The sequence below is a fragment of the Micromonospora violae genome (assembly GCF_004217135.1).
Taxonomy (GTDB): Bacteria; Actinomycetota; Actinomycetes; order Mycobacteriales; family Micromonosporaceae; genus Micromonospora; species Micromonospora violae.
Map to the genome: position 1 here is coordinate 504,640 of NZ_SHKK01000001.1, position 24,248 is coordinate 528,887.

At 71.1% G+C, this 24,248-nt stretch carries 23 protein-coding genes; 8 read left to right on the top strand and 15 right to left on the bottom strand.

The features are described from left to right. Positions 1 to 42 precede the first annotated feature (42 nt). Together EV382_RS02305 and EV382_RS02310 are read left to right on the top strand one after the other, a co-directional pair. Complete coding sequence (locus EV382_RS02305; protein ID WP_130399996.1) at positions 43 to 816, top strand: GNAT family N-acetyltransferase; 774 nt, start codon at positions 43 to 45, stop codon at positions 814 to 816. Beyond that, a complete protein-coding gene (locus tag EV382_RS02310) occupies positions 813 to 1,553 on the top strand; it encodes a tetratricopeptide repeat protein (RefSeq protein WP_244236508.1) in 741 nt (246 codons plus the stop codon). Before EV382_RS02305 ends, EV382_RS02310 begins: the two co-directional genes overlap by 4 nt. Positions 1,554 to 1,571: 18 nt before the next feature. Here EV382_RS02310 and EV382_RS02315 read toward each other — a convergent pair whose 3' ends face one another. Genes EV382_RS02315 through EV382_RS02325 form a run of 3 tightly spaced genes read right to left on the bottom strand, consistent with a single transcriptional unit; the run spans position 1,572 to position 4,371 of the window. Continuing rightward, positions 1,572 to 2,273, bottom strand: coding sequence for an NADPH-dependent F420 reductase (locus EV382_RS02315; RefSeq protein ID WP_130399997.1), 702 nt, complete (start codon positions 2,271 to 2,273; stop codon positions 1,572 to 1,574). A 27-nt stretch (positions 2,274 to 2,300) separates the two neighbouring features. Further along, a complete protein-coding gene (locus tag EV382_RS02320) occupies positions 2,301 to 3,329 on the bottom strand; it encodes an LLM class flavin-dependent oxidoreductase (protein WP_130399998.1) in 1,029 nt (342 codons plus the stop codon). Next, positions 3,322 to 4,371: an LLM class flavin-dependent oxidoreductase gene (locus tag EV382_RS02325; RefSeq protein ID WP_130399999.1), complete on the bottom strand. Its 1,050-nt coding sequence runs from the start codon at positions 4,369 to 4,371 to the stop codon at positions 3,322 to 3,324. The genes EV382_RS02320 and EV382_RS02325 overlap by 8 nt, the downstream gene beginning before the upstream one ends. 109 nt (positions 4,372 to 4,480) lie before the next feature. Here EV382_RS02325 and EV382_RS02330 point away from each other — a divergent pair, with 109 nt between their 5' ends. From EV382_RS02330 to EV382_RS02345, 4 genes are all read left to right on the top strand, one after another. Next, entirely contained in the window at positions 4,481 to 4,972 is a 492-nt protein-coding gene (locus EV382_RS02330; protein WP_130400000.1) for a MarR family winged helix-turn-helix transcriptional regulator, read from the top strand. 137 nt (positions 4,973 to 5,109) lie between these two features. Next, positions 5,110 to 7,083, top strand: coding sequence for an ABC transporter ATP-binding protein (locus EV382_RS02335; protein WP_130400001.1), 1,974 nt, complete (start codon positions 5,110 to 5,112; stop codon positions 7,081 to 7,083). Positions 7,084 to 7,149: 66 nt separating this feature from the next. Then, entirely contained in the window at positions 7,150 to 8,283 is a 1,134-nt protein-coding gene (locus EV382_RS02340) for a sensor histidine kinase (protein ID WP_130400002.1), read from the top strand. Continuing rightward, positions 8,280 to 8,942 carry a response regulator gene (locus EV382_RS02345; protein WP_130400003.1) on the top strand — a complete coding sequence of 221 codons (663 nt, stop codon included), beginning with the start codon at positions 8,280 to 8,282 and terminating at the stop codon, positions 8,940 to 8,942. Before EV382_RS02340 ends, EV382_RS02345 begins: the two co-directional genes overlap by 4 nt. Before the next feature lie 66 nt (positions 8,943 to 9,008). On the opposite strand, the gene EV382_RS02350 is transcribed toward EV382_RS02345, so the two are convergent. The 9 genes from EV382_RS02350 to EV382_RS02390 form a co-directional block, all read right to left on the bottom strand. Further along, entirely contained in the window at positions 9,009 to 9,401 is a 393-nt protein-coding gene (locus EV382_RS02350) for a DUF6223 family protein (RefSeq protein WP_130400004.1), read from the bottom strand. Positions 9,402 to 9,557: 156 nt separating this feature from the next. After that, positions 9,558 to 10,046: a nitroreductase/quinone reductase family protein gene (locus EV382_RS02355; RefSeq protein WP_130400005.1), complete on the bottom strand. Its 489-nt coding sequence runs from the start codon at positions 10,044 to 10,046 to the stop codon at positions 9,558 to 9,560. 38 nt (positions 10,047 to 10,084) lie between these two features. After that, positions 10,085 to 12,688, bottom strand: a complete 2,604-nt coding sequence (locus EV382_RS02360; RefSeq protein WP_130400006.1) for a hypothetical protein — start codon at positions 12,686 to 12,688, stop codon at positions 10,085 to 10,087. A gap of 144 nt (positions 12,689 to 12,832) precedes the next feature. Then, positions 12,833 to 13,600: a hypothetical protein gene (locus EV382_RS02365; RefSeq protein ID WP_130400007.1), complete on the bottom strand. Its 768-nt coding sequence runs from the start codon at positions 13,598 to 13,600 to the stop codon at positions 12,833 to 12,835. A gap of 286 nt (positions 13,601 to 13,886) precedes the next feature. Next, a complete protein-coding gene (locus EV382_RS02370; protein ID WP_130400008.1) occupies positions 13,887 to 14,228 on the bottom strand; it encodes an ArsR/SmtB family transcription factor in 342 nt (113 codons plus the stop codon). A 199-nt stretch (positions 14,229 to 14,427) separates the two neighbouring features. Beyond that, positions 14,428 to 15,621 carry an endo-1,4-beta-xylanase gene (locus EV382_RS02375; RefSeq protein WP_130400009.1) on the bottom strand — a complete coding sequence of 398 codons (1,194 nt, stop codon included), beginning with the start codon at positions 15,619 to 15,621 and terminating at the stop codon, positions 14,428 to 14,430. A 375-nt stretch (positions 15,622 to 15,996) separates the two neighbouring features. Next, a complete protein-coding gene (locus tag EV382_RS02380) occupies positions 15,997 to 16,818 on the bottom strand; it encodes a PIG-L family deacetylase (protein WP_130400010.1) in 822 nt (273 codons plus the stop codon). Positions 16,819 to 16,870: 52 nt separating this feature from the next. Next, positions 16,871 to 17,488 (bottom strand): peptide chain release factor H, encoded by a 618-nt coding sequence (gene prfH / locus EV382_RS02385; protein ID WP_208758294.1) that lies wholly within the window; start codon positions 17,486 to 17,488, stop codon positions 16,871 to 16,873. Further along, positions 17,485 to 18,672, bottom strand: a complete 1,188-nt coding sequence (locus EV382_RS02390; RefSeq protein ID WP_130400011.1) for an RNA ligase RtcB family protein — start codon at positions 18,670 to 18,672, stop codon at positions 17,485 to 17,487. The genes prfH and EV382_RS02390 overlap by 4 nt, the downstream gene beginning before the upstream one ends. A 171-nt stretch (positions 18,673 to 18,843) precedes the next feature. Between EV382_RS02390 and EV382_RS02395 the strand changes: the two genes are divergently transcribed. Continuing rightward, positions 18,844 to 19,377 (top strand): P-loop NTPase family protein, encoded by a 534-nt coding sequence (locus tag EV382_RS02395; RefSeq protein WP_130400012.1) that lies wholly within the window; start codon positions 18,844 to 18,846, stop codon positions 19,375 to 19,377. Here the strand turns inward: EV382_RS02395 and EV382_RS02400 are convergent. Next, on the bottom strand, positions 19,352 to 20,002 hold the full coding sequence (locus EV382_RS02400) for a class I SAM-dependent methyltransferase (RefSeq protein WP_244236509.1): 651 nt from the start codon (positions 20,000 to 20,002) through the stop codon (positions 19,352 to 19,354). The genes EV382_RS02395 and EV382_RS02400 overlap by 26 nt on opposite strands. A gap of 118 nt (positions 20,003 to 20,120) precedes the next feature. Between EV382_RS02400 and EV382_RS02405 the strand changes: the two genes are divergently transcribed. Further along, on the top strand, positions 20,121 to 20,876 hold the full coding sequence (locus tag EV382_RS02405) for an SDR family oxidoreductase (RefSeq protein WP_130400013.1): 756 nt from the start codon (positions 20,121 to 20,123) through the stop codon (positions 20,874 to 20,876). Positions 20,877 to 20,885: 9 nt separating this feature from the next. On the opposite strand, the gene EV382_RS02410 is transcribed toward EV382_RS02405, so the two are convergent. Together EV382_RS02410 and EV382_RS02415 are read right to left on the bottom strand one after the other, a co-directional pair. Then, on the bottom strand, positions 20,886 to 23,117 hold the full coding sequence (locus tag EV382_RS02410) for a hypothetical protein (RefSeq protein WP_130400014.1): 2,232 nt from the start codon (positions 23,115 to 23,117) through the stop codon (positions 20,886 to 20,888). 128 nt (positions 23,118 to 23,245) lie between these two features. Next, positions 23,246 to 24,172: an AraC family transcriptional regulator gene (locus tag EV382_RS02415; protein ID WP_130400015.1), complete on the bottom strand. Its 927-nt coding sequence runs from the start codon at positions 24,170 to 24,172 to the stop codon at positions 23,246 to 23,248. Positions 24,173 to 24,248: the final 76 nt, after the last annotated feature.

Sequence of the window (24,248 nt, forward strand, 5' to 3'; positions counted from 1 at the left end):
GACGGAGTTTTCCGGACGACAGTTCCATGGGGGAGAGCAGGCATGAGCACCACCACCGACCGGTTGGCGACGGCGTACTCCGACGCCATGGGAACACTCTGTCGGGTGACCCCGAAGGGCTGGTACGCCGAACGGGGCACCGCTCGTGCGGGGGTCACCCACGTCGGCGTCGCGTCGCTCAACGTGGTCTTCGACCTGACCAAGGACCCGGATATCGGCTCGCTCGACGAGTTGGCAACCGAGGTCAGCGGGCAGGTCCCGCAATGGTCGATCATCGTGCGGGGTGAGCCCAGCGCCGGGATCGTCGACCTCGCGGCCCGGCACCGGCTCAGCGAACGCAGCGCTCTCACTCTCCTGGCCTGCGCCGCGAACGACATCGTGTTCCGGCCCGGCTCGGCCCAGCGGACCCTGGTACGCCGGGTCGGCGCCGCCGAGAGCGACACGTACACCGCTGCGTTCACCGAGAGCTTCGAGGTGCCCGAAGGTTCGTTCGGCTCGTTGATGGGCGGCGCGGTGCTCGACACCGACGGCGTGACCGGCTACCTGGCCGAGGATTCCGGCCGTCCCGTCGGCACCGCCCTCGGAATGCTGACCCCCGGCGTGGTCGGCGTGTTCAACATCGGCGTCGTCCCGGCCGCCCGGGGCCGCGGCCTCGGCCGGGCGCTCACCGAAGCGGTGCTGCGCGACGGCATCGCGGCCGGCGCGGACGCCGCCTACCTGCACACCAGTCCGATGGGCCGGCCGCTCTACGAGTCGATGGGCTTCGCACTCGTGGAGACCTGGACCATGTTGTCGTCGCGACCGAGCGAAGCGTGACGGGTGAGAAGGCCATGACCTTCAGCGAGAAGGTACGTTCGGCGTTCCGGCGAGGCGACACCGACGCGGTGGTGCGGATGAGCGCGGCCGAGATCGTGCGGGCCCGGGCGGCCGGCGACCCGGCAGGTGAGGTGGAGGCCCGATACAGCCTCGCCCGGGTCGCCATTCGCGGAGGTGACCTGCCCGGCGGCGAGGCCCGGGCCCGGGAGGCTCTCGCGGTGGCGCTGCGCTCCGGAGACCGATCCCTGGAGGAGCGGCCGAGGCACGTCCTCGCCGCCGTGGCGCGCATGTCCGGCGACCTGCTCCGGGCCCGCGACCTGTACCGGGAGAGCATCGCGCTCAACGAGGCGCTCGGCCAACCCCGGACGGTCAACTCCGAGCTCCACAACCTCGCGTTCTGCGAGTTGGGGCTCGGCAACCTCGACGTGGCGCGAACGCTGTTCGCCGAGAACCGCGAGCGGGTGTTCCGCAACGGCTGGGCCGACTTCGTGCCGTACGTCTGCGTCGCGGCCGCCGCGCTCGCGTCCGCCGAGGGGGACCACTCCCGCGCGGCCCGCATGATCGGTGTCGCGGATGCCGCGTTCGCGGCGCTCGGCCAGGTGCCGGACCCGGACGATGCGGCGGACCTGGCCAGGATGCGTGCCGCCGCGATCGGGGCGCTCGGCCCGACCGCCTTCGACGAGCGGTACGCCGTGGGTCAACTGCTCGAACCGAGGGCGGCGTTCGGCACCGAGTGACGTCGGCCGCGACCTCGACTAGGACCCTGTTCGGGCCGCGTTGATCGTCCGTCCCCGCTCCGATTCCGGGAAGCGGTCGAGCATGGCGCGTACCTCGTCGGCGCTGACGTTGGCGCCGAACAACTCGCTGCCCGGTTCGAGTCGTACCCCCTCGGCCAGCGGGCCGGCGACGACCGGATCGAAGCCGAGCGCGTCCACCAGGGTCGCGACCTCGGTGAGGTCGGCGCTGTCGTCGCCGGCGATCGCGATGGCCTTGCGGCCGGTCGTCCCCGCAGGCCGGGCCTCGTCCTCCAGGTCGTGGTAGCCCATGTGGTTGAACGCCTTCACGACCCGCGAGTCGGACAGGAACGCCTGGACGATCTCGCTCGACGAGGTCTGCGGGTTGGTGAGGTCGTCGCGGATGCCGTCGATCTCCCACCAGTAGTTCATGGCATCGACGACGAGCTTGCCGCGTAACGCCTCGGCGGGGACGCTGCGGTACTTGCCCAGGGGCAGGGCGAGGATGACGATGTCGGCGTTGGTGGCCGCGTCGACCGCCGTGGTGGCCTGCGCCCCCGGGGCGAGCACCTCGACGGTGAGGGCGATCTTCGCCGGGTCGCCGGAGCCGGCGACCTGCACCCGGTAGCCGGCGGCGACGGCGAGCCGGGCGAGTACGGTGCCCACCTTGCCGGCACCGAGGATGCCGAGGGTCGCCGGCCGGCTCCGGTCGTTGTCGAACATGGTCGTCCTCTCGCTGGGAAGTGGTGGTCAGGCCAGCAGGTCGCGGACCATGGGGATCACCTTCGAGCCGTACAGTTCCACGGCCCGCAGGCGGGCGCTCACCGGTTGCGCTCCGGCCGAGTAGATGAGGTCGAACCGGCCGACGCCGAGGCTGCGGATCGCGCGGGCCATCCGGCGGGCCACGGTCTCCGGCGAGCCGATGTAGAGGGAGCCGTTCTCCACCTCGGAGTCGAACTCCTGGCGGCGGATCGGCGGCCAACCTCGCAGTTTGCCGATCCGGTCCCGCATGATCCGGTAGTGCGGCCAGTAGATCTCCTTGGCCTGCTCGTCGGTGTCGGCGATGAAGCCGGGCGAGTGCATCCCGACCGGGTGCGCGGTCGTACCGAGCTGATCGGCGGCCCGGCGGTACAGGTCGATGTAGGGCGCGAACCGTTCGGGCGCGCCGCCGATGATGGCGAGCATGAGCGGGAGCCCGTACTGGGCGGTGCGGACGACCGACTGCGGCGAGCCACCCACGCCGACCCAGGTGTCCAGGTGACCCGATTCGGTCTTCGGGAAGACGTCGGCGTTCTCCAGCGGGGCACGCAGGGTGCCGCTCCAGGTGACCGGCTTCTCGTCCAGCAGCTTCACGAACAGCTCGATCTTCTCCTCGAAGAGCGTGTCGTAGTCGCGCAGGTCGTACCCGAAGAGCGGGAACGACTCGGTGAACGAGCCGCGACCGAGGATGACCTCGGCTCGGCCGTTCGACAGCGCGTCCACGGTGGCGAAGCGCTGGAACACCCGTACCGGGTCGTCCGAGCTGAGTACTGTCACGCCGGAGGCCAACCGGATCCGCGAGGTGCGGGTGGCGATGCCGGCCAGCACCGTCTCCGGGGTGGAGACCGAGTACTCCGGGCGGTGGTGCTCGCCCAGGGCGATGACGTCGACCCCGAGTTGGTCGGCGAGCACGGCCTCGTCGACGACCTGGCGGATCGCCGCCGCGTGGGAGACGAGCTTGCCGGAGTCGTCCTCCGGTACGTCGCCGAAGGTGTCCAGGCCGAACAGGAGATCAGACATGGTTGGGCTCCTTAGCCAACAGCTCCCGGACCCGCGGCGCGACCTCACTGCCGAGCAGGTGGATGGTGCGCGCGCGTGCCTCGCGGGGCAGGTGCATGATGTCGTACTTCAGGTCGAAGCGGCTCAGCCGCAGGTCGCGGGCGACAGTGGCGATCTTCTGCGCCACCGTCTCGGGCGAACCGACGAAGAGCGCCCCGGTGTCGATTTCGGCCGCGTAGCGCGCGCGGTCCGGTTTGTAGAAGCCGCGTTCGGCGGCCAGGGCCGCCGCGACCGGCTGCCAGTAACGCCACCACGTCTCCACCGCCTCCTCGTCGGTGTCGGCGACAAGGCCGAGTGAGTGCTGCCCGATTGGCTGGCGGGTATGCCCGAATTGTTCGAGCGCCCTGGTGTAGAGGTCGACGTGGCCGGCGAAGCGCTGGGGGCGTCCGCCGATGATGGCGAGCATGAGCGGGAGTCCGTACCGGGCGGCCCGGATCACCGAGTTCGGGCTGCCCCCGACACCGATCCACGTCGGGATGCCGCCGGGACGCATCCGTGGGTGCAGGCGCTGCCCGGTCAGCGGGGTTCGTACCGTGCCGGACCAGGTGACCGGTTCGTCCTGCTGAAGCCGCAGGAAGAGGTCCAGCTTCTCCTCGAACAGCCGCTCGTAGTCGGTCAGGTCGTAACCGAACAGCGGGAACGACTCGGTTGCCGACGCGCGGCCGAGGACGATCTGGGCGCGGCCGTTGGAGACGGCGTCGAGGGTGGCGAACTCGTGGTACAGCCGTACCGGATCGTTGGTGCTGAGCACGGTGACCGAGGTGCCGAGGCGAATGCGCTCGGTCGCGGTCGCGGCTGCCGCCAGCAACACGGGTGTGGCCGAGTCGTTGTGGCCCTCGCGGTAGTGCTCACCGACGCTGAACACGTCGATTCCGGCCGACTCGGCGAGCCGTGCCTCGTCCACGAGTAGCCGTACGGTCTCGGCGTCGCTCAGGGTCCGGTCGCCGTCGGTGGCCACCTCCCCGAACGAGTTGAGCCCCAGCTCGAAGGTCGCAGCTGTCATGGTCTCCTCCTCGGTGCGGTCAGCCGGCGGCCCGCCGAAGCGGACCTACCAGTTGACGTGTCAATGATGCTAACTTGGCGATTGACGCGTCAATTCCCGGGAGAGTGAGATGACGGAGGCCACACCGGGCCGGCGGAGCGGACGCCAGCTCCCGACCGCCGACGAGCTGCGGATCTGGCGGGACTTCATCGAGACCACGGCAGCGCTCAGCTCCCGGCTCGAGTCCCGCCTGCAGAGCGACTCCTCGCTCTCGACGGGGGATTACGCCGTGCTCCTCGCCCTCACCGAGGCGGAGAGTCAGGCCATGCGCTCGTCCGACCTCGCCGCGCACATCGGGTGGGAGCGGAGTCGGCTCTCCCACCACCTTGGGCGGATGGAGCGGCGCGGCCTGATCCGCCGCCAGGAGTGCGCGACCGTTCCCCGGGGGTCGGAGGTGCTGCTCACGACGGCTGGAGCCGAGGCGTTCCAGGGCGCCACCTTCCCGCACCTGCGCGCCATCCGTGAGCTCTTCGTCGACGCCCTCACCCCGGACCAGATCGTCGCGGCGGGCGAGGTCGCGGCGGCACTGCGTACGCGCCTCGACGCCCTGCCCAAGGGGTGAGCACCTCGCCTCGGTAACCACGTGTGCTCAGATGATTGCCGAGAGCGACATTCGGGTGGTCCAATCCTCCAGAAAGCCGCCACCCCGCCGGCCCGGCGGTGGATGGCGACGGTTGCGCTGCCCCCGGAGGTACGTCCATGAGCGAGACCGCCACCGCAGACGCCCACCGCGTCACGCCGGACAAACCCCAGCCCGGGCGCACGGAGTCGGTGCTGCCGGAGCTGCGGGAGATGTGGTGGGAGACGGGGGTACGGGCGCGCGCGGAGGCCGGCGTCTTGGCCGTCTTCGCCGAGCTGCCCAGGCTCGTCTGGACCGCTCTCGGCATCAGTTGGCGCGCGGACCGGCTCCGTACCGGTGTGGTGGCTGCGGCGACGGTCGGCGCGGGGATGATGGCGGCGTTCGGCCTGCTGGCGACGCAGCGGGTGCTGGTGGAGCTGTTCGCCGGCGGGCCGACCGCGGAGAAGGTGCGGGCGGCACTGCCCGCGCTGGCCGTGCTGGCGGCGACGGTCGCGCTCCGCGCCGGGATGGGCATCGCCACCGGGTACGCGCAGAACGGGCTGACGCCCCGGGTGAGCCGGGAGGTGGAGCGGGGCCTGTTCGAGGTGTCCACAGCGGTCCGGTTGGAGGCGTTCGACGCCGACGCGTTCGCCGATGACATGGAACGCGCCTCCCGAGGCACCGAGTCGACGATCGGGCTGGTGCAGGCGTCGATGAACCTGCTCGCCGGGCTGGCCGGGCTGCTCGCCGTCGCGGCCGCCGTCGTCATCATCCATCCGCTGTTGTTGCTGGCGCTGCTCGTCGCCACGGTGCCCACCGCGTGGGCGTCGCTGCGGGCCGGCCATCTGCGCTACCAGACGTACACCGCCGGATCGGTACGCCGACGTCGCCTGTGGCTGCTGCAAAAGTTGATGGCCGAACGTGCCTCGGCCCCGGAGCTGCGCAGTTACGGGCTGCGCCGCTTCCTGCTCGACCAGTACGACCGGGTGATGCAGGTGGAGACCGACATCCAACTCGCCCTCGCCCGGCGGGTCACCACGACCACCACGGTCGGGGCGATCATCGGTGGCCTCGCCACCGGCACCGTCTACGCCCTGCTCGGCCTGCTGCTCCTCAATGGGCAGATACCGCTCGCCGCCGCGGCGACCTGCGTCATCGCGGTGCAGTCCGCGCAGCGATCCCTGGCCATCGCCACCTTCCAGGTCGACCACGTCTACACCCAGGGGCAGCACTTCGGTGACTACACCGGCTTCATGACCCGCGCCGACGCCTACCTGCCGGACAGCGCGGGACCCGGACGCGGGGCCGACCCGGACCGGCTGCGCGAATTGGCAGTCAACGAGGTGAGTCTGCGCTACCCCGACCGCGACATTCCGGCCGTCGACGGCGTCACGTTGACGATCACCGCCGGGCAGACGGTCGCGTTCGTCGGGGAGAACGGCTCCGGCAAGACGACCCTCGCCGCGATGATCGCCGGCCTCCGCGCCCCCAGCACGGGCACCATCGAATGGAACGGTCGACGGTTGTCGGAGTGGGACGTCGACGGGCTGCGGGCCCGGGTCGCGGTGGTGACGCAGGAATACCACAAATGGCCGTTCACCGCGGCCACGAACATCGCCATCGGTGACGTCGACAGCGAGGCCCGGCAGGATCGCATCGAGGCCGCCGCCGGCCGCGCGGTCGCCCACGACATGATCAACGACCTTCCGTACGGGTACGAGACGCTGCTCGACCGCACCTTCGCCCGAGGCCAGGACCTCTCCGGTGGGCAGTGGCAGCGCATCACCGCGGCCCGCGGGTTCCTCCGCGACGCCGAACTGCTGGTCATGGATGAGCCGTCGTCCGCGCTCGACCCTCGCGCCGAGGACGCGCTGTTCCAGACCATTCGGGACCGCAGAGGTCGCGCCACCACGATCCTCATCACGCACCGGCTCGCGAACGTCCGGCACGCCGACCGGATCTTCGTCCTGCACCACGGTCGGCTGGTCGAGGCCGGCACCCACGCCGAACTCGTCGCCGGCGGCGGACGGTACGCCGAGCTGTTCGCCCTCCAGGCCGCCGGCTACGACGCGAACCTGGGCGACGGCCACCATCCCGCCCCGACCGCCCACTGACGACGCGCCGCCAGGCGCGGTCGTCGACCTTCTCCCGGCCACCGACGGGACGTTAGGCTTCGGCGCATGGCAGGGTGGCGGAGCCGGGTGGCGGACGTGGCCCTGGTGCCCGCCGTTGCGCTGGTCGCCCTCGTGGGCCTGGTGGTGCAGTCGGGCGGCATCGACACCACCGCCGAGTGGGCGGCGCTGCCGGTGGTGCTGATCTCAGCGGGCGCGCTGTACCTGCGCCGCCGCCACCCGGTGCCGGTGGGTGTCGTGGCGCTTCTCGCCGTCGGTGCGTACGGTGCGCTGCTGCACCGCCCCGGACCGATCATGTTGGTGTTCGTCGTGGCGCTCTACACCGTCGTCGACGAGGGGCACCTCACCGTCGCCATCGGGCTGGGTCTCGCCTCGGTGATCGCCTTCGCGGTCGCCGACAGCGGCAACCGGTCGCCGAGCACCATGAACGGGGCGACGCTGCTGCACGCCGGCTGGCTTGTCGCCGTCATCGTCGGGGTGACCCGCAACCGCCGCGCCTACCTCGCCGAGGCGCGGGCCCGAGCGGCCGTCGCCGAGCAGCGGATGGAGGCGGAGGCCCGGCGACGGGCCACCGAGGAGCGGCTGCGCATCGCCCGGGAGCTGCACGACGTTCTCGGCCACCACCTGTCGCTGATCAACGTGCAGGCCAGTGCCGCGTTGCACCGCCCGGACCCGGCGCGGTCGGAGCAGGCCCTCACCGCGATCAAACAGACCAGCAAGGAGACGTTGCGGGAGCTGCGCGCGGCACTCGGCGTACTGCGTCAGGAGAATGCGCCAGCGGTCCTGCCCGCGCCCGGTCTGACCCGCCTCGACGACCTGATCAGGACGGCCGGTCGACCGGAGTTGGAGATCCGCGCCGAGCTGGCCGAGACCCGCTCGCTACCGCCGGAGGTCGACCTCGCGGTGTATCGGATCGTCCAGGAGGCGCTCACCAACGTGGCGCGGCACGCGGGTGCCACCGCCGCGGTGGTCCGGGTCCGACCCGACAACGACGATGTGCTCGTGGAGGTCGAGGACGACGGCACCGGTCAGCCGGGTGCGCCGGGCAGCGGAATCCTCGGCATGCGGGAACGGGTGCGGGTGCTCGGCGGTTCGCTGATGACGGGCGCACAGCCCGACGGCGGCTTCCGGGTTCGGGCCCGTCTGCCGGTGCGACCCGGCCCGGCGGGGGAGCGGCCGTGATCCGCCTCCTGCTCGTCGACGACCAGACCCTGGTCCGTGCCGGCTTCCGGTCCATCCTGGATGGTGAGGACGGCCTCCAGGTGGTCGGTGAGGCGGCTGACGGTGCCGAGGCGGTGCGGCTGGCCCGGCAGCTACGGCCGGATGTCGTCCTCATGGACATCCGGATGCCCGGGCTGGACGGCCTGACCGCCACCGGTGAGATCAGCGCGAGCACCGATGCGCGCGTCATCATCCTGACCACGTTCGACCTGGACGACTACGTCTACGGCGCGTTGCGGGCCGGTGCCAGCGGCTTCCTGGTCAAGGACACCGAACCGGCCGAGTTGATCCACGGAGTGCGGGTGGTGGCCCGGGGTGACGCGCTGATCGCGCCGTCGATCACCCGCCGGCTGATCGCCGAGTTCGCGGCCCGGGCCACGCACCCCGATCCGGGGCCGCGACTGAGCGTGCTCACCGAGCGGGAGCGTGAGGTGCTGGCGCTGGTCGCCGCCGGCCTGTCCAACGACGAGATCGCGGCGCGGCTGGTGCTGAGCCCGGCCACCGCCAAGACCCACGTCAGCCGGATCATGACGAAGGCCGGTGCCCGGGACCGCGCCCAGTTGGTGATCCTCGCCTACGAGTCCGGCCTGACCGTGCCGGGTTGGGTCACCCGCTCCTGACCACCGCGTGTGGATGGCCGGTGCGGCCGGCACGGGGCACACCCCGCGGCGGGACCGGTCAGCCCGTTACCCGGTCAGCCCGTCGGTGCGGCGGGCCCGAGCCAGAGCGAGCCCACCGAGGACCGCGCTGACCAGCCCGACCACCACGGCCAGGTAGGCCCCGCCCCGCCCGTTCCCGGTGCCGATGCCACTGTCGGAGGTCGCGACCACCAGCGCGCCGAGCGCCATGCCGAGCAGACCGGCCGCCACGGCCAGGACCGCTCCCAGGCGGCCCGACCCGGCACCGAGGCGACCGGTGGGGCGGGCCAGTGCCACCCCACCGATGATCGCGCCGGCGAGCCCCAGCAGGACGGCGACACTGGCGCCGACCCGTCCGGAGCTCATGGAGACAGTGGCGGCGGTCGACTCGGCCGAGGCCGGGGCGGCTACGGCGGTGACGAACAGGTGGTGGACGGACATCGTGGTTCCCCTCGGTCGGTTGACGGCTACAGCGGCAGCGTAGGAACCGCACCGCCCGTGAGTCGTCAGGCCGGAGTTGCCACCGGGCCTACCACCCGGGGTGTACGCGCTGCGGCTGTCGTACCGCAGCGGTTGTCCCGTTGGCCGGGCAGCGCATCACGGCGTTGGGGAGCCGCCCTCCGATCTGGGCTCCAGCACCACCACCGGGGTCTCCGACGATCGACGCGCCGCGTGGGCGTCGAAGTTCTTGTCCGCCTCCTGCCAGCGTGGCCACAGCCGGGACCGCTCGTCGTCGGTGGCGACGCGGGCACGGACCAGTCGCCGCCCGTCGGGCAGCTCGACGGATGCGTCCGGGTGGGCCTGCAGGTTGAGCCACCACGCGGGGGCGCCCTCGCCCCACCCGTTCATCGCCACCCCGACCAGGTTCGGGCCGTCCTCGAAGTACGCGATGATGACGCTGCGCTGCTGACCGGTCCGGCGGCCGGTCGTGGTCAGTCGCAGCGTGCCCCAGCTGTTCTCGCGCGGTCGCCACAGCCCGACCCGGCTGCCGGTGACCCGGTACAGACCCCGGTGCACCACCCAGGCAAGACGGATGAACCACCGCGGCGGAAGCCACGGCGCTTTCGTTTCCTGACCGTCCGGCATGACGAAACCTCCCCTAGCAGCGGATGTCTGGACTGGCGTTACCCGTGCCGTGCGACGTACGCGGCGAAGTGATCAGCCCAGCGGCGGGTGACGACCTCGACGGGTTCGAGCCACTGGGTCGGCTGGCTGGGCAGTGACAGGCCGACCGACTCCAGGAGGCACTCGACCGGGATCATTGAACGGCTTCGCGAGGGCAGCAGACTGAGTTCGTCTCGGAGCCGCTCCAGACGGTCGCGCGCTCCGAGACGTAGTGCGGTGCAGCATTCGGCAAGACCGTAGCGGTACCCGATCTCGCCCGTCGACGCCTCGTCCAGCGTCCGTATCCGGTCGATGGTCAGCGCGTTGTCCGTCGGGGCCGACCGCCCCAGCAGGACCGTGGTCAGCAGCGCGGTGCGGGTCGCGATCAGGTGGCCGGAGAGGTCGGCCTGATCAACGAAGTCGAGCATCTCGTCGGTGCTCACATCGCCGCGGAAGAACGTCCGCCGCATCAGCAGTGTGCCGACCTCATCCAGGTACTCCCGCTGGCGGCCGGCGTCGCGCAGCTTCGCCATCTTGTCGGCGACCTCAGCGAAGTAGCGCTCTGGCCGGCCGTGGGCGTACTCGGCCACCCGCGTGATGAAGTCCCGCACGGGGAGCCCTTCTGCGGCCTGCTCGGCATCAATGAAGCGCCGGGCCAGGCTCAGAACCTGCGGGCCCTGTCCCCGGTGCAGTGGCGTGGGTTTACGTGCAACCAGCTCGTCGAAGACGGCGAGCGCCTCGTCCCAGCGCTGGCACAGTCGCAGCGTATAGCCGAGGTGGCGGCCCGCAGGTGCCTGGAGCGGGTGATCAGAGTCGAAGATCTCGCGGAGCAGGCTCAGCCGCTCGTTCATGGGCGTCTCGATGGACTTGGCCGCGATGAAGTTCAGGACCAGGCGTCCGTACTCGGTGCGGCTCGCGGCCGGCACCCGGGACCGTAGGCCCTGCACCGAGGGACTGAACACGATGGCGCGTGACAGCCAGTCCTCGTAATTTTCGCTCGGAGCTGGCTCCAAGGTCGTGCTCTGCTCGCACACCAGCACGATGGCGACACCGATCAGGTCCAGGACCTCTCGATTATCCTCGCGTTCCTTGGCATCGTCGTGCAGACGCCGGACCACCGCCGCAGCCCGGCCGGCGGCCAGCTCCCAGTCGCGCTCGGACCAGCCGCCGGAGATCTGGTGGTCGGACTGGCGGATCGCCTCTCGGACGGCGTCGTGGATCCGGTACGGGAAGCGGTCGCTGTGGTGGTGGTCGATCATCGGACGTCGAACGGCCCGCTCGGCGCAGCCGTGGTCGACGTCCGCCGCGGCTGCCATCAGATGAGTGTCGAAGACCCGGAACAGGCACGCCGCCCGGATGGCCCGCTGCTCGTCGGCGGGGACGTCGTCGAGGATGCGCATCACCAGCGAGCCGAGGGAACCCGTGACGTCCTGCGCCTCCACCTGGCGTCCACTCCCGGCATCCTTGATCGAGATGGCGACCTGCCGGGCCAGTTCCAGATACTGCGGTAGCCCGGCGGACGATCGGACCAGCTGCTCGACGACGTCATCGCTCATCGGCAGGTCGAGCTGAGCACGTCCACGCAGGATCAACGCCCGGGTGTCCGAGGGGGAGAGGTTGCCCACGAGATGCTGCCGAGGGTTGTCCGAGGCCCCCGGCACGAGCCCCGGCCAGGTCCATGGGCCGCGGTGCGGAAGGTCGACGCGGCCCTCGTCGTGCCAGCTCAGCAGATCGCGCCCGGTCAGCACGAACAACACGTTCGGCATGCCGTGGACCAGCCGGTTGAGGTGCCCCTCCGAGACCCGTCGCGGGTCGAGGGCCAGGCGCTCGGTGGTGTCGACGAACACCGCCAGCAGGGGTGACGGAACGATCTGGGCCAGCTCCCACGACAGGGCAGCGGCGAGCTCACAGGCCAGTGCTGGTCGAGGCTCGGTGGGGCTCGGTTCGTCGGCGCACCGGAGCAGGAACTCCTCGAAGCCCGGGAATCCGTCGACCGCGAGTCGCAGGTCGCGTCGACGTCGGACTTCGCCGACCACCTTCCGGACCCCCCGCACCGCGAGCGAGGTGGCCGTGCCACCGGCGAGGTCCGCCAGCGAGCCGAGGTCCTTGAGCACCTCACCCACCGTCTCCGCTACGGAGTTCTCCAGCTCGTCCCGTCCCCGGAAGCGGGGCAGCGACTCGCCGGGACGGAGCGCCGACCAGTAGGCCGTGAACGCCAGGTCGAAGACCGGCCATCGGCGACGGATGCTGGCCACACCGGCCCGCAACGCGAGCAGCGCGGCTGGAAGGTCCATGCGGCCGACCGAGCCGTGCAGGTCGATGCGCGCCGTTGCGTCGACGTGGGTGGCGGGAGCCGGCCCCCAGCCATTGACGAGCGGAAGGTCGTGACGGACCCAGGCGTCCAACCGTTCGGAGAGCGCGGTCTTACCGATGCCACCGAGGCCGTAGAAAGTCAGTACGTTATGGCGGGTGATCCCGACCTCGTCGTCGCTGTCGAGCAACTGGCGAAAACGGGTCAGCGTCGACTTGAACGCTTGAGACTCGCTCTCCCGGTCGGTGAACAGTTCGCCGGCATGGGGCGGGCCGTCGCGGTGCGTGCCGGTGCCCGGGGGAGAAACCTTCATCAGCCGCCACATCCAGGGTCGGTAGCTTCACTGTGGACCGAGATCCCCTAGTCTCCGGGCGCGAGCGCGACCCGGGTCCAGGTGTCCATGATCCGACGGAAGACCAGACCGATCGGTGGAGTCGTTGAGGGCGGCGACTCCGGCTTACCGCTGCCAGGCGTCGATGGCGCGTACGCCGTCGCGCACGACCCGGTCCAGGATGGCCGGGTTGCCGCTGGTGCCCTCCCACCCCTGGTCGTTGAAGACCGTCACTGTGCTGTCGACGCGGGCCACGGCGATCTGGCTGGACGCGGTGCCGCCGGTGCGTTCGCCGTTCAGGCTCGTCTCCGGCCAGGTTCGGGTCAGCAGCAACGCCTCGCCACCGACCCCGGTCAGCACCTCGCTCTTGACGGTGACCCGGGTTCCGGCCTGGTCGTACGAGGGGCACGCCTGCACGGCGGTGCGGAGCCGGTCCAGGTAGGCCGAGGCGCCGGCACCGTCGAAGGTGAAGATGGTCTGGTGGATCATCCCCTGCGGCACGTTGCTGGCGGGCTCGCCGGCCGTCTGGTAGGTGACGGTCATCGCGGCGCTCGCGGTGACCTGTCGGCCGCCGGTGCCGAACTCGTTGCCGCACAGCGTCGGCAGAGCCTGTTCGACGGGTGTCGTCCGTCGTGGAGACTTCCGCAGCTCGGCGGGCAACTCGACGAAGGCCGAGGTCGGGATGGTCACCCGAGGGCTGCTCGCGCTCGGAGACGGCGCGTCCGTCGGGGGCGCTGCCGCCGCCGTGCTGGACGGTGCGGTGGGCGCCGGGGCCGAGTCGGGCGGTTCCTCGGTGGTGGTGCAGGCGGCGGCCAGCGCGATGGTGCCGAGCAGCGGGAGCAGCGCGAGCGCGCGCCGGGTACGCGCCGGTGGCAGTGGTACGGATCGGCTCATCATCACCCCTCATCTGTGCCGGGGGAAGTGCCCTGCGCCGAGCCGACCGAAACGATCACGCGGCGGCCCGGAGATCGACCGGACCACCGGATCTGAGGCGTCATCGCATCGACCGGGCCGTCAGGTCGCCCCCGCGTGACCAGCGTAATCGCTCAATGCGCTACCGGAATGTCGGATGACGTCCAGGCGTGCGGAGTCGGCTGCTGCCGGCCGAGCTGACGCCCGGACCCCGCGACAGGGGCTGGACCGCGCCGGAGCGGATGTGACGGGCGACCCCTCGGGCCGGTCAGCGGGTCCGCTTCGTCGCCCGCTTCCGGGGCGGCGTCAACAGGTCGGCGATCTGCGCGATCGCGGAGGGCACCAGGCGGTAGTACGCCCAGACCCCGCGCTTGTCGCGTTCGAGGAGGCCGGCCTCGGTGAGGATCCGAAGGTGATGACTCACGGTCGGCTGGGAGAGGTTGAGCGCCGAGGTGAGGTCACTCACGGACGCCTCGCCTTCCGGCGCGGACTGGATCAGGCTGAGTAGCCGGAGTCGCGCCGGATCGGCGAAGGCCTTCAGGACCCCCGCTAGCTTCTCGGCATCGGCCCGCTTGATTGGGTCGCCGGTGAGCGGCGAGATCGCAGGCATGGCAGTTTTCGCAGTTCCCACGCCTGCCATAGTGACACCAACACCATCAATAAACCGGTAGAACCGGCACCAGTCCTCCGATGGCGTCCGGATGGCGGACCGGAACCACCGAACGTGAGTCGACCGTCGACGTCCGCGGTGACCCGCGGGCCGTGTGGAGCTTCGCGAAGCTCCACACGGCCCTACGCCGACGGACGCGTCAGCGGTGCGGTTTGGGGGCGATGCGGGGCAGCACGTACGGCGGCCCAGCGAAGATCAGGTCGGACTTCAGTTCGTGGTACGCCCGCTTGGGCTGGTAGTTCTCGTCGTAGATGGTGGCCAGACCCTCCGGCGGGTCGCTGAACCAGCCCGGCACCCAGGAGTGGTTGTCACTGAAACCCCACACCGTGTACGACAGGCAGCTCCGCACCGCGAGGCACGCCTTCATCAGCACGCTGAAGTTGGCGGCCGACGCCTGAAGCCGGGGGTTGATCTCTTCCGAGTTGCCCGCCTGGACGCCTTCCGTCAGCTGGCTGCGGACGTCGACCTCGGTGAACGCGGTCGCGACGCCGAGCCCGCTGAACTTCTTCAGCGCGGCGGTCACCTGGAGGGTGTCGTAGTTGCCGTACTGGGTGCCCAGGTGGCCCTGGGAACCGACGCCGTCGATCGGGACGCCCTGGGCGCGCAGGCTCTTGGTCATGTCGTACACGAACTGGGTCTTGTCGTCGGCCGGGTTGCCCGAGCCGAACGCCTCGATGTTGTAGTCGTTGTAGAACAGCAGGGCCTTGGGGTCGGCCGCCCGTGCCCAGCGGAACGCGTCGGCGATGTAGCCGGGCCCGAGGTTCTGCGCCCAGAAGCCCTTGTAGTGCAGGGTCGACGGAGTGTCCCAGGGGTCGCTGACCGCCTCGTTGACCACGTCCCACTGCCAGATCTTGCCCTTGTAGCGCTTCACGACGGTGGTGATGTGCTTGCGCAGCAGCTCGCGCAACTCCTGCTTGCTGATGGAGCCGTCGGCGACGCCACTGGTCAACCAGGCGGGCAACTGGTTGTGCCAGACCAGTACGTGGCCGCGCACGCTCTGCCGGTTGCGCTTGGCGAACTCGATGAGCTCGTCGGCCGGCGCCCAGTTGTAATTGCCGCGGGTGGGCTCCAGGCTCTCCCACTTCATCGCGTTCTCGGCGGTGACCGAGGCGAACTCGGTGGCGGCCAGCTTGCGGTACTGCGGGTCGCTGGCGTCGTTGAGGGCATCCATGCTCACCGCGGTGCCGACGTGCAGGCCGTGGCGCAGGCCAAGGGCGGCGAGGGTCTGCGTCGTGGGGTCGTACGGCCGACTCGCGGTGGCCGGCACGGCGTTCAACGTCGCGACGGTCGCGACGGCGACCAGGCCGACGGTCGACCACTGTCTCACGTTCATGTGCCTTCCCTTCCAGACGATCAATAGATGAATCTCGATCTAGGAGGTGAGGGTCCGTCCAATGTTGGCGGGCGGGGGCGCCGGCGAGGTTGGTGACGCCGGTAGTTCCGGCCGGAAACCGGAAACTCGCTCGAAACATTAAGCCGGTCAATGTCTGGGCGTCAACGCTGAAAACTTCCGGAAATTCATCACATGAGCTGGGCGGCCCCGAGCGGTGAGCGGTCGAAACTTTCGGCTACCGGCGGTCCGGCGACCGGCTGCCGGCGGCGCAGGGTGCGGCGGACCGACACGTTCGCGCGATGCCGCCATCGGGGCGCACGACGACCGGCATCGTCGACGGGTGGGCCGACGATGCCGGGTGCTGCGGAGAACCGGTCAGCGCAGGCCGGCGAAGAGGTCGTCCTCGGGGGTCGGCGCGCCGGTCCGGTCCCGGACCCGCAGGAACGTCTCCATACCCATCAGCTCGGTGAATCGCTCCTGGCCCAGTTGCAGGAAGAAGATGTTCTCGGTCTGACTCGCGTGCGTAGCCAGCGCGCTGAATTTCTGCACGCCGTACCTGCTCGTGTCCACCCAGGTGGTGATCTCATCGTCGGGCAGGCCGAGCTGCGGCTCCGTCGCGTCCGGCTCGGCCCACTCGACGCCGAGCTCCTTCATGATCCGACCGAACTCCGCGAACGCCGTACGCGGCACCGTGGTCCAGTAGACCTTCGCCGGGACATCGGTCTGCTCGACGGCCGCCATGGTGATCCGATGGGCCTGGATGTGGTCCGGGTGGCCGTAGAAACCGTTCTCGTCGTACGTGACGATGACGTCCGGCTGGTACCGCCGAATCAGCTCCGCGAGTCGGGCCGCCGCCTCCGCCACCGGCGTCGTCCAGAACGCGCCCGGCAGGTCGTTGGTCGGCCAGCCCATCATCCCGGAGTCGGCGTAGCCCAGGGTCTCCAGGTGGGTGACGCTCAGCGCCGCGCAGCTGGCCTCCAGCTCGGCCTGGCGCATCGCCACGACGGCGGCCGGGTCGTGCCCCGCATCGCCCGGCTTGACCCCGCCCGGACCGTCCCCACACCGCCCGTCGGTGCAGGTCACCAGCACGGTGGTAACCCCCTCGGCGGCATAGCGGGCAAGAACGCCGCCGGTGCTCGTCGCCTCGTCATCGGGGTGGGCGTGCACCGCCATCAGGGTCAGAGGTCGCTCAGCCATGCCATCACCCTACGGTCACCCGACCGCGACCCCACGACCTCCACCGGGAACGTCACCGGGGCGTCGGGCGTTCCACCCGCACCGGATCGCCGCGAACCAGCCGGTCGTGGATCCGCCACCGGGCGGTGGTGACGGCCTGCCGCGCCGCCTCGTCGCCGCGCTCGATGCGGTGGCGCAGCAGATCCAGGGCAACCCGGCGGTTGAGGCTGAACTGTCGTTCCTCGTCCACCACGACCACGAGGCCCGAGGGACGGTGGGTCGCGCGTACCGCTGTGCTCGCCTTGTTCCGGTGCTGACCACCCGGCCCGCCGGTACGGCAGGCGACGATGTCGACGTCCGCCTCCCGGAACGACGTCGGCGCAACGTCGCGTTCGGGCGGTTGGGCGGTGACGTACCAGTTCTTCCGGCCGGTGCCCGACCGGTACGGGCTGGGGGCCTGCCAGCACAGCGTCCCGGTCCAGGAGGCCGCGAACGCCTCGGCGTCGACGCCCGAGATCCGGATCAGCACCGACCGGTAGGTGCCGGTGCGGTCACCGGGCACCGCCTGAACCTGCTCGATCGTCAGACCTCGGCGGGTGCCCTCGCCGCGCAGACGGTGCAGCAGCTGACTCAGCGCCCACGCGCATTCCTGCGGCCCACGTCCGGCCGACAGCAGCAGGAGCATGTTCACGACCGGCCTCGTCTGCCGCGGTGGCCCCGCCGGTCCGGTCGTGCCGCGGACCCGAGATCGGGCGTCTTGTAGGTGACCAGGGGAGTCGTGCTGACCACCGGCGTGGCCAACTGGTGCGCCACCAGGTCGGCGATCACCTGCTCGATGCGCTTGTACGCCGTGGGCGCCTCCTCGAAGAGCAGTTGCCGGTCACCGCACACCACCAGCGACCCCACCGGCGTGCGGCGGAGTTCCTCGACCGTGTGCTTGGCCCGGCCCCGCCGCAGGGCGTCGGCGCGCGACATCTTGCGGCCAGCACCATGGGCCACGGAGTGGTTGGCGTCCGGCCCGGCGTGCGCGGCCACCAGGTAGGACGCCGTTCCCCGGGTGCCGGCGACCAGGACATCGCGCCCGTCGCCGGGTGCCGCGCCCTTGCGGTGCAGGTAAACCCCGTCCCGGACCTCGACCAGGTTGTGGCACTGATCGACGATCGGCGCGGTGGGCTCGGCCCCCAACGCGTGCGCCACCCGGGCGGCCAGCACCCGCCGGTTGAGCGATCCCCAGCGCACCGCGTCGTCGTGCTGGCTCAGGTAGGCGGCGGGGTCGGGAGCCGCCCCGGCGCCGTGCGCCTCGGTGTGCGCCCGCAGGATCCGCTCGCCCAGACCGCGGGAACCGCTGTGCACGATGAGCACGAGATCGCCGGCGTCGAGCCCGAGCCGGCTCGCGTGCCGGACGTCGAGGATGGTGTCGACGCGGGCCAACTCCACGAAGTGGTTGCCCCGGCCCACCGTCCCGAGACCGTCCAGGTGACCGGCTGGAACAGCGCCGTCGACGGCGGCCCAGGCGGGGTCGTCGGCGTCCCGTACCGGGTCGAGCGCCTGGTCGAGGTCGGGGAACCGGGCGGCGAGCCGTTCCGGTACGGCGCGCTTGAGCCTGATCGGAAACACCGCGATGCCGCAGCCGATGTCGGAGCCCACCAGGAACGGGTACAGCACTGTCGACGCCATGGCCGCGCCGATGGGCGCGCCCTTGCCGGGGTGCAGGTCCGGCATCGCGGCGACGTGCCGCATGCCGTCCAGGGCGGCGACCTGCCGGCACTGTGCGATCGCTTCGGACTCGATCCAGCTCGTGGGAGAGGCGAACACCGTGACGGTCGCCGGGGTGGACGGGGGCAGGGGCTCCCGAGGGAGGTGGTGCTGGGACAAGGAGGCTCACTTCTCGCGGCGAACGTGGGAACGGACGGCGTCACGGCCCCCGGGAGGCAGCACCGGTGGCGCGGAGCAGGGGAGGGTGTCCGTCAGTACGTCATGGACGTCACTCTGGCCGAGGCGGGCCGGGCACGACAACCGATTTTGCTTCACCCGTACGCTGCCGCGATGAGCGCACCGCGTCGCATCCTGGTCTACGGGGTGTACGGCTCCGGCAAGTCCACTCTCGCCGCGCGGTTGGCCGACCAGCTCGGACTGCCCTGGTATCCGGTGGACGACCTGCTCTGGCAGCCGGGCTGGGTCGAGGTGCCGGTCGATGAGCAGCGCAGACGGATCGAGGAGATCTGTCGACGGGACCGCTGGATCATCGACGGGGCGTACCACGGTTGGCGGGACGTCCCGCTGGCCCGCGCCGATCTGGTCGTCGGCCTGGACTATCCGCGGTGGTGCTCGTTCGGGCGGTTGCTCCGCCGCACCGTGCGCCGGGTGGTGACGGGCGAGGTGATCTGCAACGGCAACCGCGAGTCGCTGGGCAGCGTGCTGTCCCGGGATTCGATCCTGCTGTGGCACGTCACCGCGTTCGGTCGGGCCCGACGGCGGATGCGGGCCTGGCAGGCCGACCCGTCCGGGCCGTCGGTGGTGTTACTGCGCTCCCCGGCGGACCTGGACGTCTGGCTCACCGGGCTGTCGGGGCCGGTTTGACCGCGCGGCCGAGGACGCAGGGGGAGGAGGGGCTGTTGCTGGTGGCCGGGAACCGGAACCGGCGCAGGTCCGCCACCTCGAAGCCGGCCGCCGCGATGGCGGCGACGGTGTCCCGGGCGGGGTGGCAGCCGCCGAACAGCGTCGGCCACAGTGTGGCTTCGACGAACCGTTGGGCGCGGCGCAGACCGCTGCCCTCCTCGGCGGCCACGTGCTCGAAGAACCGCACCTGGCCCTCGGGGCGCAGCACCCGGCTGATCTCGGCCAACGCGCTCGCCTGATCGGGCACGGTGCACAGAACCAACGCGACCACGGCGGCGTCGAACTCGCTGTCCCCGGCGGGCAGCGCCTGGGCCAGGCCGTCGACGACAGTGACCGGCACCGGCGCGTCCGCCGCGGCGCGCTCGGCGGCGGCACGCAGACGCCGCTCCGGCTCGACCGCGAGGACCTGGGTCACCCCCGGCGGGTAGTGGGAGAACATCCGCCCGTTGCCCGCACCGACCTCGATCACCCGGCCGGACAGGCCGGCGACCAGGTCCCGTCGGAACGCCGCGGTGCCGGCGCGGTCCATGGCGACGCTGAGTCGCTCGTACACCCGGGCGAACACGGGGTGGGACACCGCGGCCACGTCGACCTCCTGATCTCCGTCGAAGTGTTCTCCGGCGATTGTCCTGCATCCGCGCACGCTTTCCGTCTTACTGGTTGGCGGGCACGATTCCACCCAGCGCAGACAGGACGGTTCGACCATGAAGATCGTCGTCATCGGCGGCAGCGGCCTGATCGGTTCCAAGCTCGTGGCCCGCCTCGACGAGCAGGGCCACGAGACGGTGGCGGCATCGCCGAAGACCGGCGTGAACACCCTGACCGGCGAGGGGGTGGACGATGCGCTCACCGGCGCCGAGGTCGTCGTGGACGTGTCGAACTCGCCGTCGTTCGAGGACAAGGCCGTGCTGGAGTTCTTCGAGACGTCCACCCGCACACTCCTCGCCGCCGCGTCCGACGCCGGGGTGCGGCACTACGTGGCGCTCTCCATCGTGGGGTGCGACCGGATCCCCGACAGCGGGTACATGCGCGCGAAGGTCGCCCAGGAGAAGCTCATCGTCGCGTCCGGAATCCCGTACTCGATCGTGCACGCCACCCAGTTCTTCGAGTTCCTCTCCGGGATCGTCGACGCCGCCACGGACGGCGACACCGTGCACCTCGCGCCGGTGCTCATTCAGCCGATGGCGGCCGACGACGTCGCGGCCGCGGTGGCCGAGGTCGCGCTCGGCGCACCGACGAACTCCGTGGTCGAGGTCGCCGGCCCGGAGCCGTTCCGCCTCGACGAGTTGGGCCGGTCCCTCCTCGCGGACCAGCAGGACCCTCGGTCGGTGGTGGCCGACCCCGACGCCCGGTACTTCGGCGCCAAGCTGGGCGAACGCTCGCTCGTCCCGGCCGACGGCGCCCGCCTCGCCGGCACCGGCCTGGACGACTGGCGTACGCGGGCGAGCCGCGGGCGGTGAGCCGGCCCGCTACCTCGGCGGCCCGGGCGGGTCGCCCCGCCGTTCGAGGCGCTGCGCCAACTCCCGTACCACCGAGGTGAACGGCTCGTTGGACTCGTCCGGCCAGTGTCCGTGGATGGGTGGGGCGACGCTCTCGCCGGGGGGTGCCACCAGGCCGTGGGGATCACGCTGTCGGCGATCCACTCCGGTTGCCGGGTCCCCTGTGCTGACCGACGCGGGTGACCGGCTCTTGGAGAAGATCCAGCCGCCGATGGGGTCGGTGTCGCGCCACAGGTTCACCCAGCGCCACCCCACCTTGCGGCCGATCTCGCGCAGTGCCGCGTCGTCCAGGTAGGCGGGGAAGGGCCGTGTGCAGAAACGGCGCAGCGGTGATCCGTGGGTGAGCAGGGCGACCCGGCCGCAGATCTGCGGCGGCAGTTGAAGCACCGCGGCGGCGAGCAGAATCGAGCCATGGCTGTGCCCGGTCAGCACCACCCCGTGGCCGCGCTCGACCAGGTAGGTGATCCGGCGGGTCAGTTCCGGCACGGCCCGCCTGGAGTAGCAGGGCGGCGCGAACGGGTGTGCGGCCCGGGGCCAGTAGGTGCCAAGGTCCCAGAGGACACCGATGTACCGGCGGTACGGCTCGCTCCGGTACGCGAAGATGGCGCCGATGATCAGGCCGAGGAGTACTGCCGCGATCACCCAGCTGCTGAGCGCGATGATGAACGTGGTCGCCTCCGCCGGCAAGCCGATGTTTCGCTCGATGACGTCGCCCGGTTGTTGCCCGAGCAGACCGACCGTGGTGGTGGCCGTGCCGAGTCCGGCGAGGCAGCTGTAGACCACGGCCAACGGCACCAGTTTCTCGGTGAAGCGAGCGCGGGCTATCGCGTCTCGGACCTGCCTCAGTCGGGGCTCGGCCTCGGCCGGCGGGTTCGGGAAGTCGCGCGCGACGATCGCCGCCGCAGCCCGGCGTCGACTCCGGCGGGAGATCAGGACGACGAGGGCGGCGACGATCGCGGTGATCAGCACCGCACGGAAGAAGCCGTAGATGGCCCAGGTGAAGGCCCGAGGCGGGCCGGAGGTGATGCCCTCGGTGGTCGCCACACCGCGATCCAGGTAGTCCGCCACCCGGCAGACCAGCTCCGCGGAGTACGCCACCGCCATGCTGATCCCGGTGGCGGCGACAACGAGAGCGCCGAGCCCGAACAACGGAGTGGTGCCGCGCTCCCGGCGCCGGTGCCAGAGCAGCGCCACGCCCAGGGCGACCAACAGTGTCGTCTGCGCCGCGAACACACCGACCAGGGCCGGGTCGTAACCCGGCAGCCCATGCTGCTGCGGCCACGGCTGGGTACGGGTCGCCACGTGCGCCACGACGACCACGGTCAGGACGATGGCGGCGTTCCGGAGGGTACGGGTGATCCGGTCGAGCCGCTGGTCGGCGGGGGACCGGTCCAGCAGCTGCGGTGTGCAGAGCAGCCCCACGCAGACCGTGAGGATCACCCCCGTGATCGCCGTCAGCGCGATGGTGACGCCCGACGCGTGGCTCGTGCCCTGGGCCAGGAGCAGGACGAGGCCCAGCGTCGCGAATGCCGTAGCGACGTGGATGGCGCGCAACCGGCCCACCAACGGCTCGGCGTCCCATTGGCCGACGGTGTCGAGCCGGGACGCGGAGCTGCCGTGATCGGGTGCGCGAAACGCCTCGTAGGCTCGCCCCGGACGACTGCTGACCCGCCAGATCGCGCCGATCGCGGCGGCCGGGACCAGCGCGAGCACCGCCAGCCGCAGCCCGATCGTGCGCCCACCCAACCAGGACAACCAGCTGCGTCCGGCGAGGCAGTCCGGTGAGGCCAGGCATTTCCATCCGAGGAGATCCAGGGCGACGCCGGCGACGGTGAGCACGTACAGCACGGTGAGCGTGAGCCCCAGCACCCGGCACAGTGACTTGACCGTCGCCTCGGACCCGGGGCTCGCCGGGCGCATCCAGATCGCGACGTTGACCAGCATGAAGGGGAGCATGAAGACCACCGCCAGGGTGCGGGCCACGGTGCCCGACGGCAGGTCGCCCCAGCGGTACGCCTCCACCGTCACCCCGGGCGTATCGGTGTCGGAACACGGGGGGCGCGGCCGGTAGAACCCGCCACTGCGGTCACCGGCGACCTGCCTGGTCTGCTGCAGGCCCAGCACCTGTGTGGGGCTCGCACCGGAGACCCCGTGCACCCGTAGCTCCACGACGTCACCGGAGCGGTCATCCGGCCCGCTCAACCGCGCTGACCCATCCGACGTCCCCCCGAGGCGTCCCAGTTCATGGCCCGCGACCGAGCCCCGACGTCACGCGTCGGCACCGCCGACCGCTGTGACAGCGGAGCCGGGTCTACCCGATCCGGACGCCCTCAATCCCGGCGGCCGGCCTTCGCCATCTCGGCCCGGTAGGCGCGCGGCGAGAGGCCCGTTGTGCGCTTGAAGGCCACGCTCAGCGCGCTCTCCGAGCCGTAACCGACGGACTGGGCGATGGTGGCGACAGTGTCGGTGCCTCGCCGGATGCGGTCCGCCGCGAGCTCGATCCGCCACCTGGTCAGGTACTCCAGTGGGCCCACCCCGACGACCTTCTTGAAGCGGGCGGCCAGTGTCGACCGGGAGACGGTGGCTGCCCGGGCCACCTCGTCCACCGTCCACGGGTCTGCGGGTCGCGCGTGCATCGCGCGTAGCGCCGGAGCTACCACCGGGTCGGTCAGGCCGGCCAGCCACCCCGAGGTGGGCTGGTCGTCGCGGGCCAGATGCAGCCGCAGCACCCGGATCAGCAGGACCAGCGCCAGATGCTCGGCGACGAGGCGGGAGCCGAGTCGCGTCGATCGTAGTTCCGCGTCGATCTCGCCGAGGGCCCACTGGACGGTATCGGCCTCCGGGGTGTCGGCGGGCACGTGGATGACCGGCGGGAGGTCGTCCAGCAGCAGGCCGCGCGCCCGTCCGCCCAGGGCGAAGGCGCCACCGATGAGGAACACGTCGTCACCGTGGCCGACACGCGCGACGCCGTCGACGGCGGCCGCGAAGATCGGGTACGCGGGCTCGACCGGCGCCTCGGGGTCACTGAAGAGCGTGTAGGCCGCCGGGCGGGTCAGCAGGAAGCAGTCCCCCGGACCGAGAGCGATCGGCTCGGCATGGCCCTCGACCCGCAGCGCGCATCGGCCGCGCCGGACGGCGTTGAACTTGGCGCCGGCCGGTGGGTCGAAACCGACTGCCCAGCGCCCGCCCCCGACCAGGCCGGCGGAGACGTGGCTTGTCGCGCCGAGCAGCGACAGGACGTCCTCCAGGGGATCCATCCCCACCTCTTCTGGACTCTCACGAAAGTATGAAGGACTCCAGACTATAGGCAGTCCGAGGTGCCCGTTCTTAGCC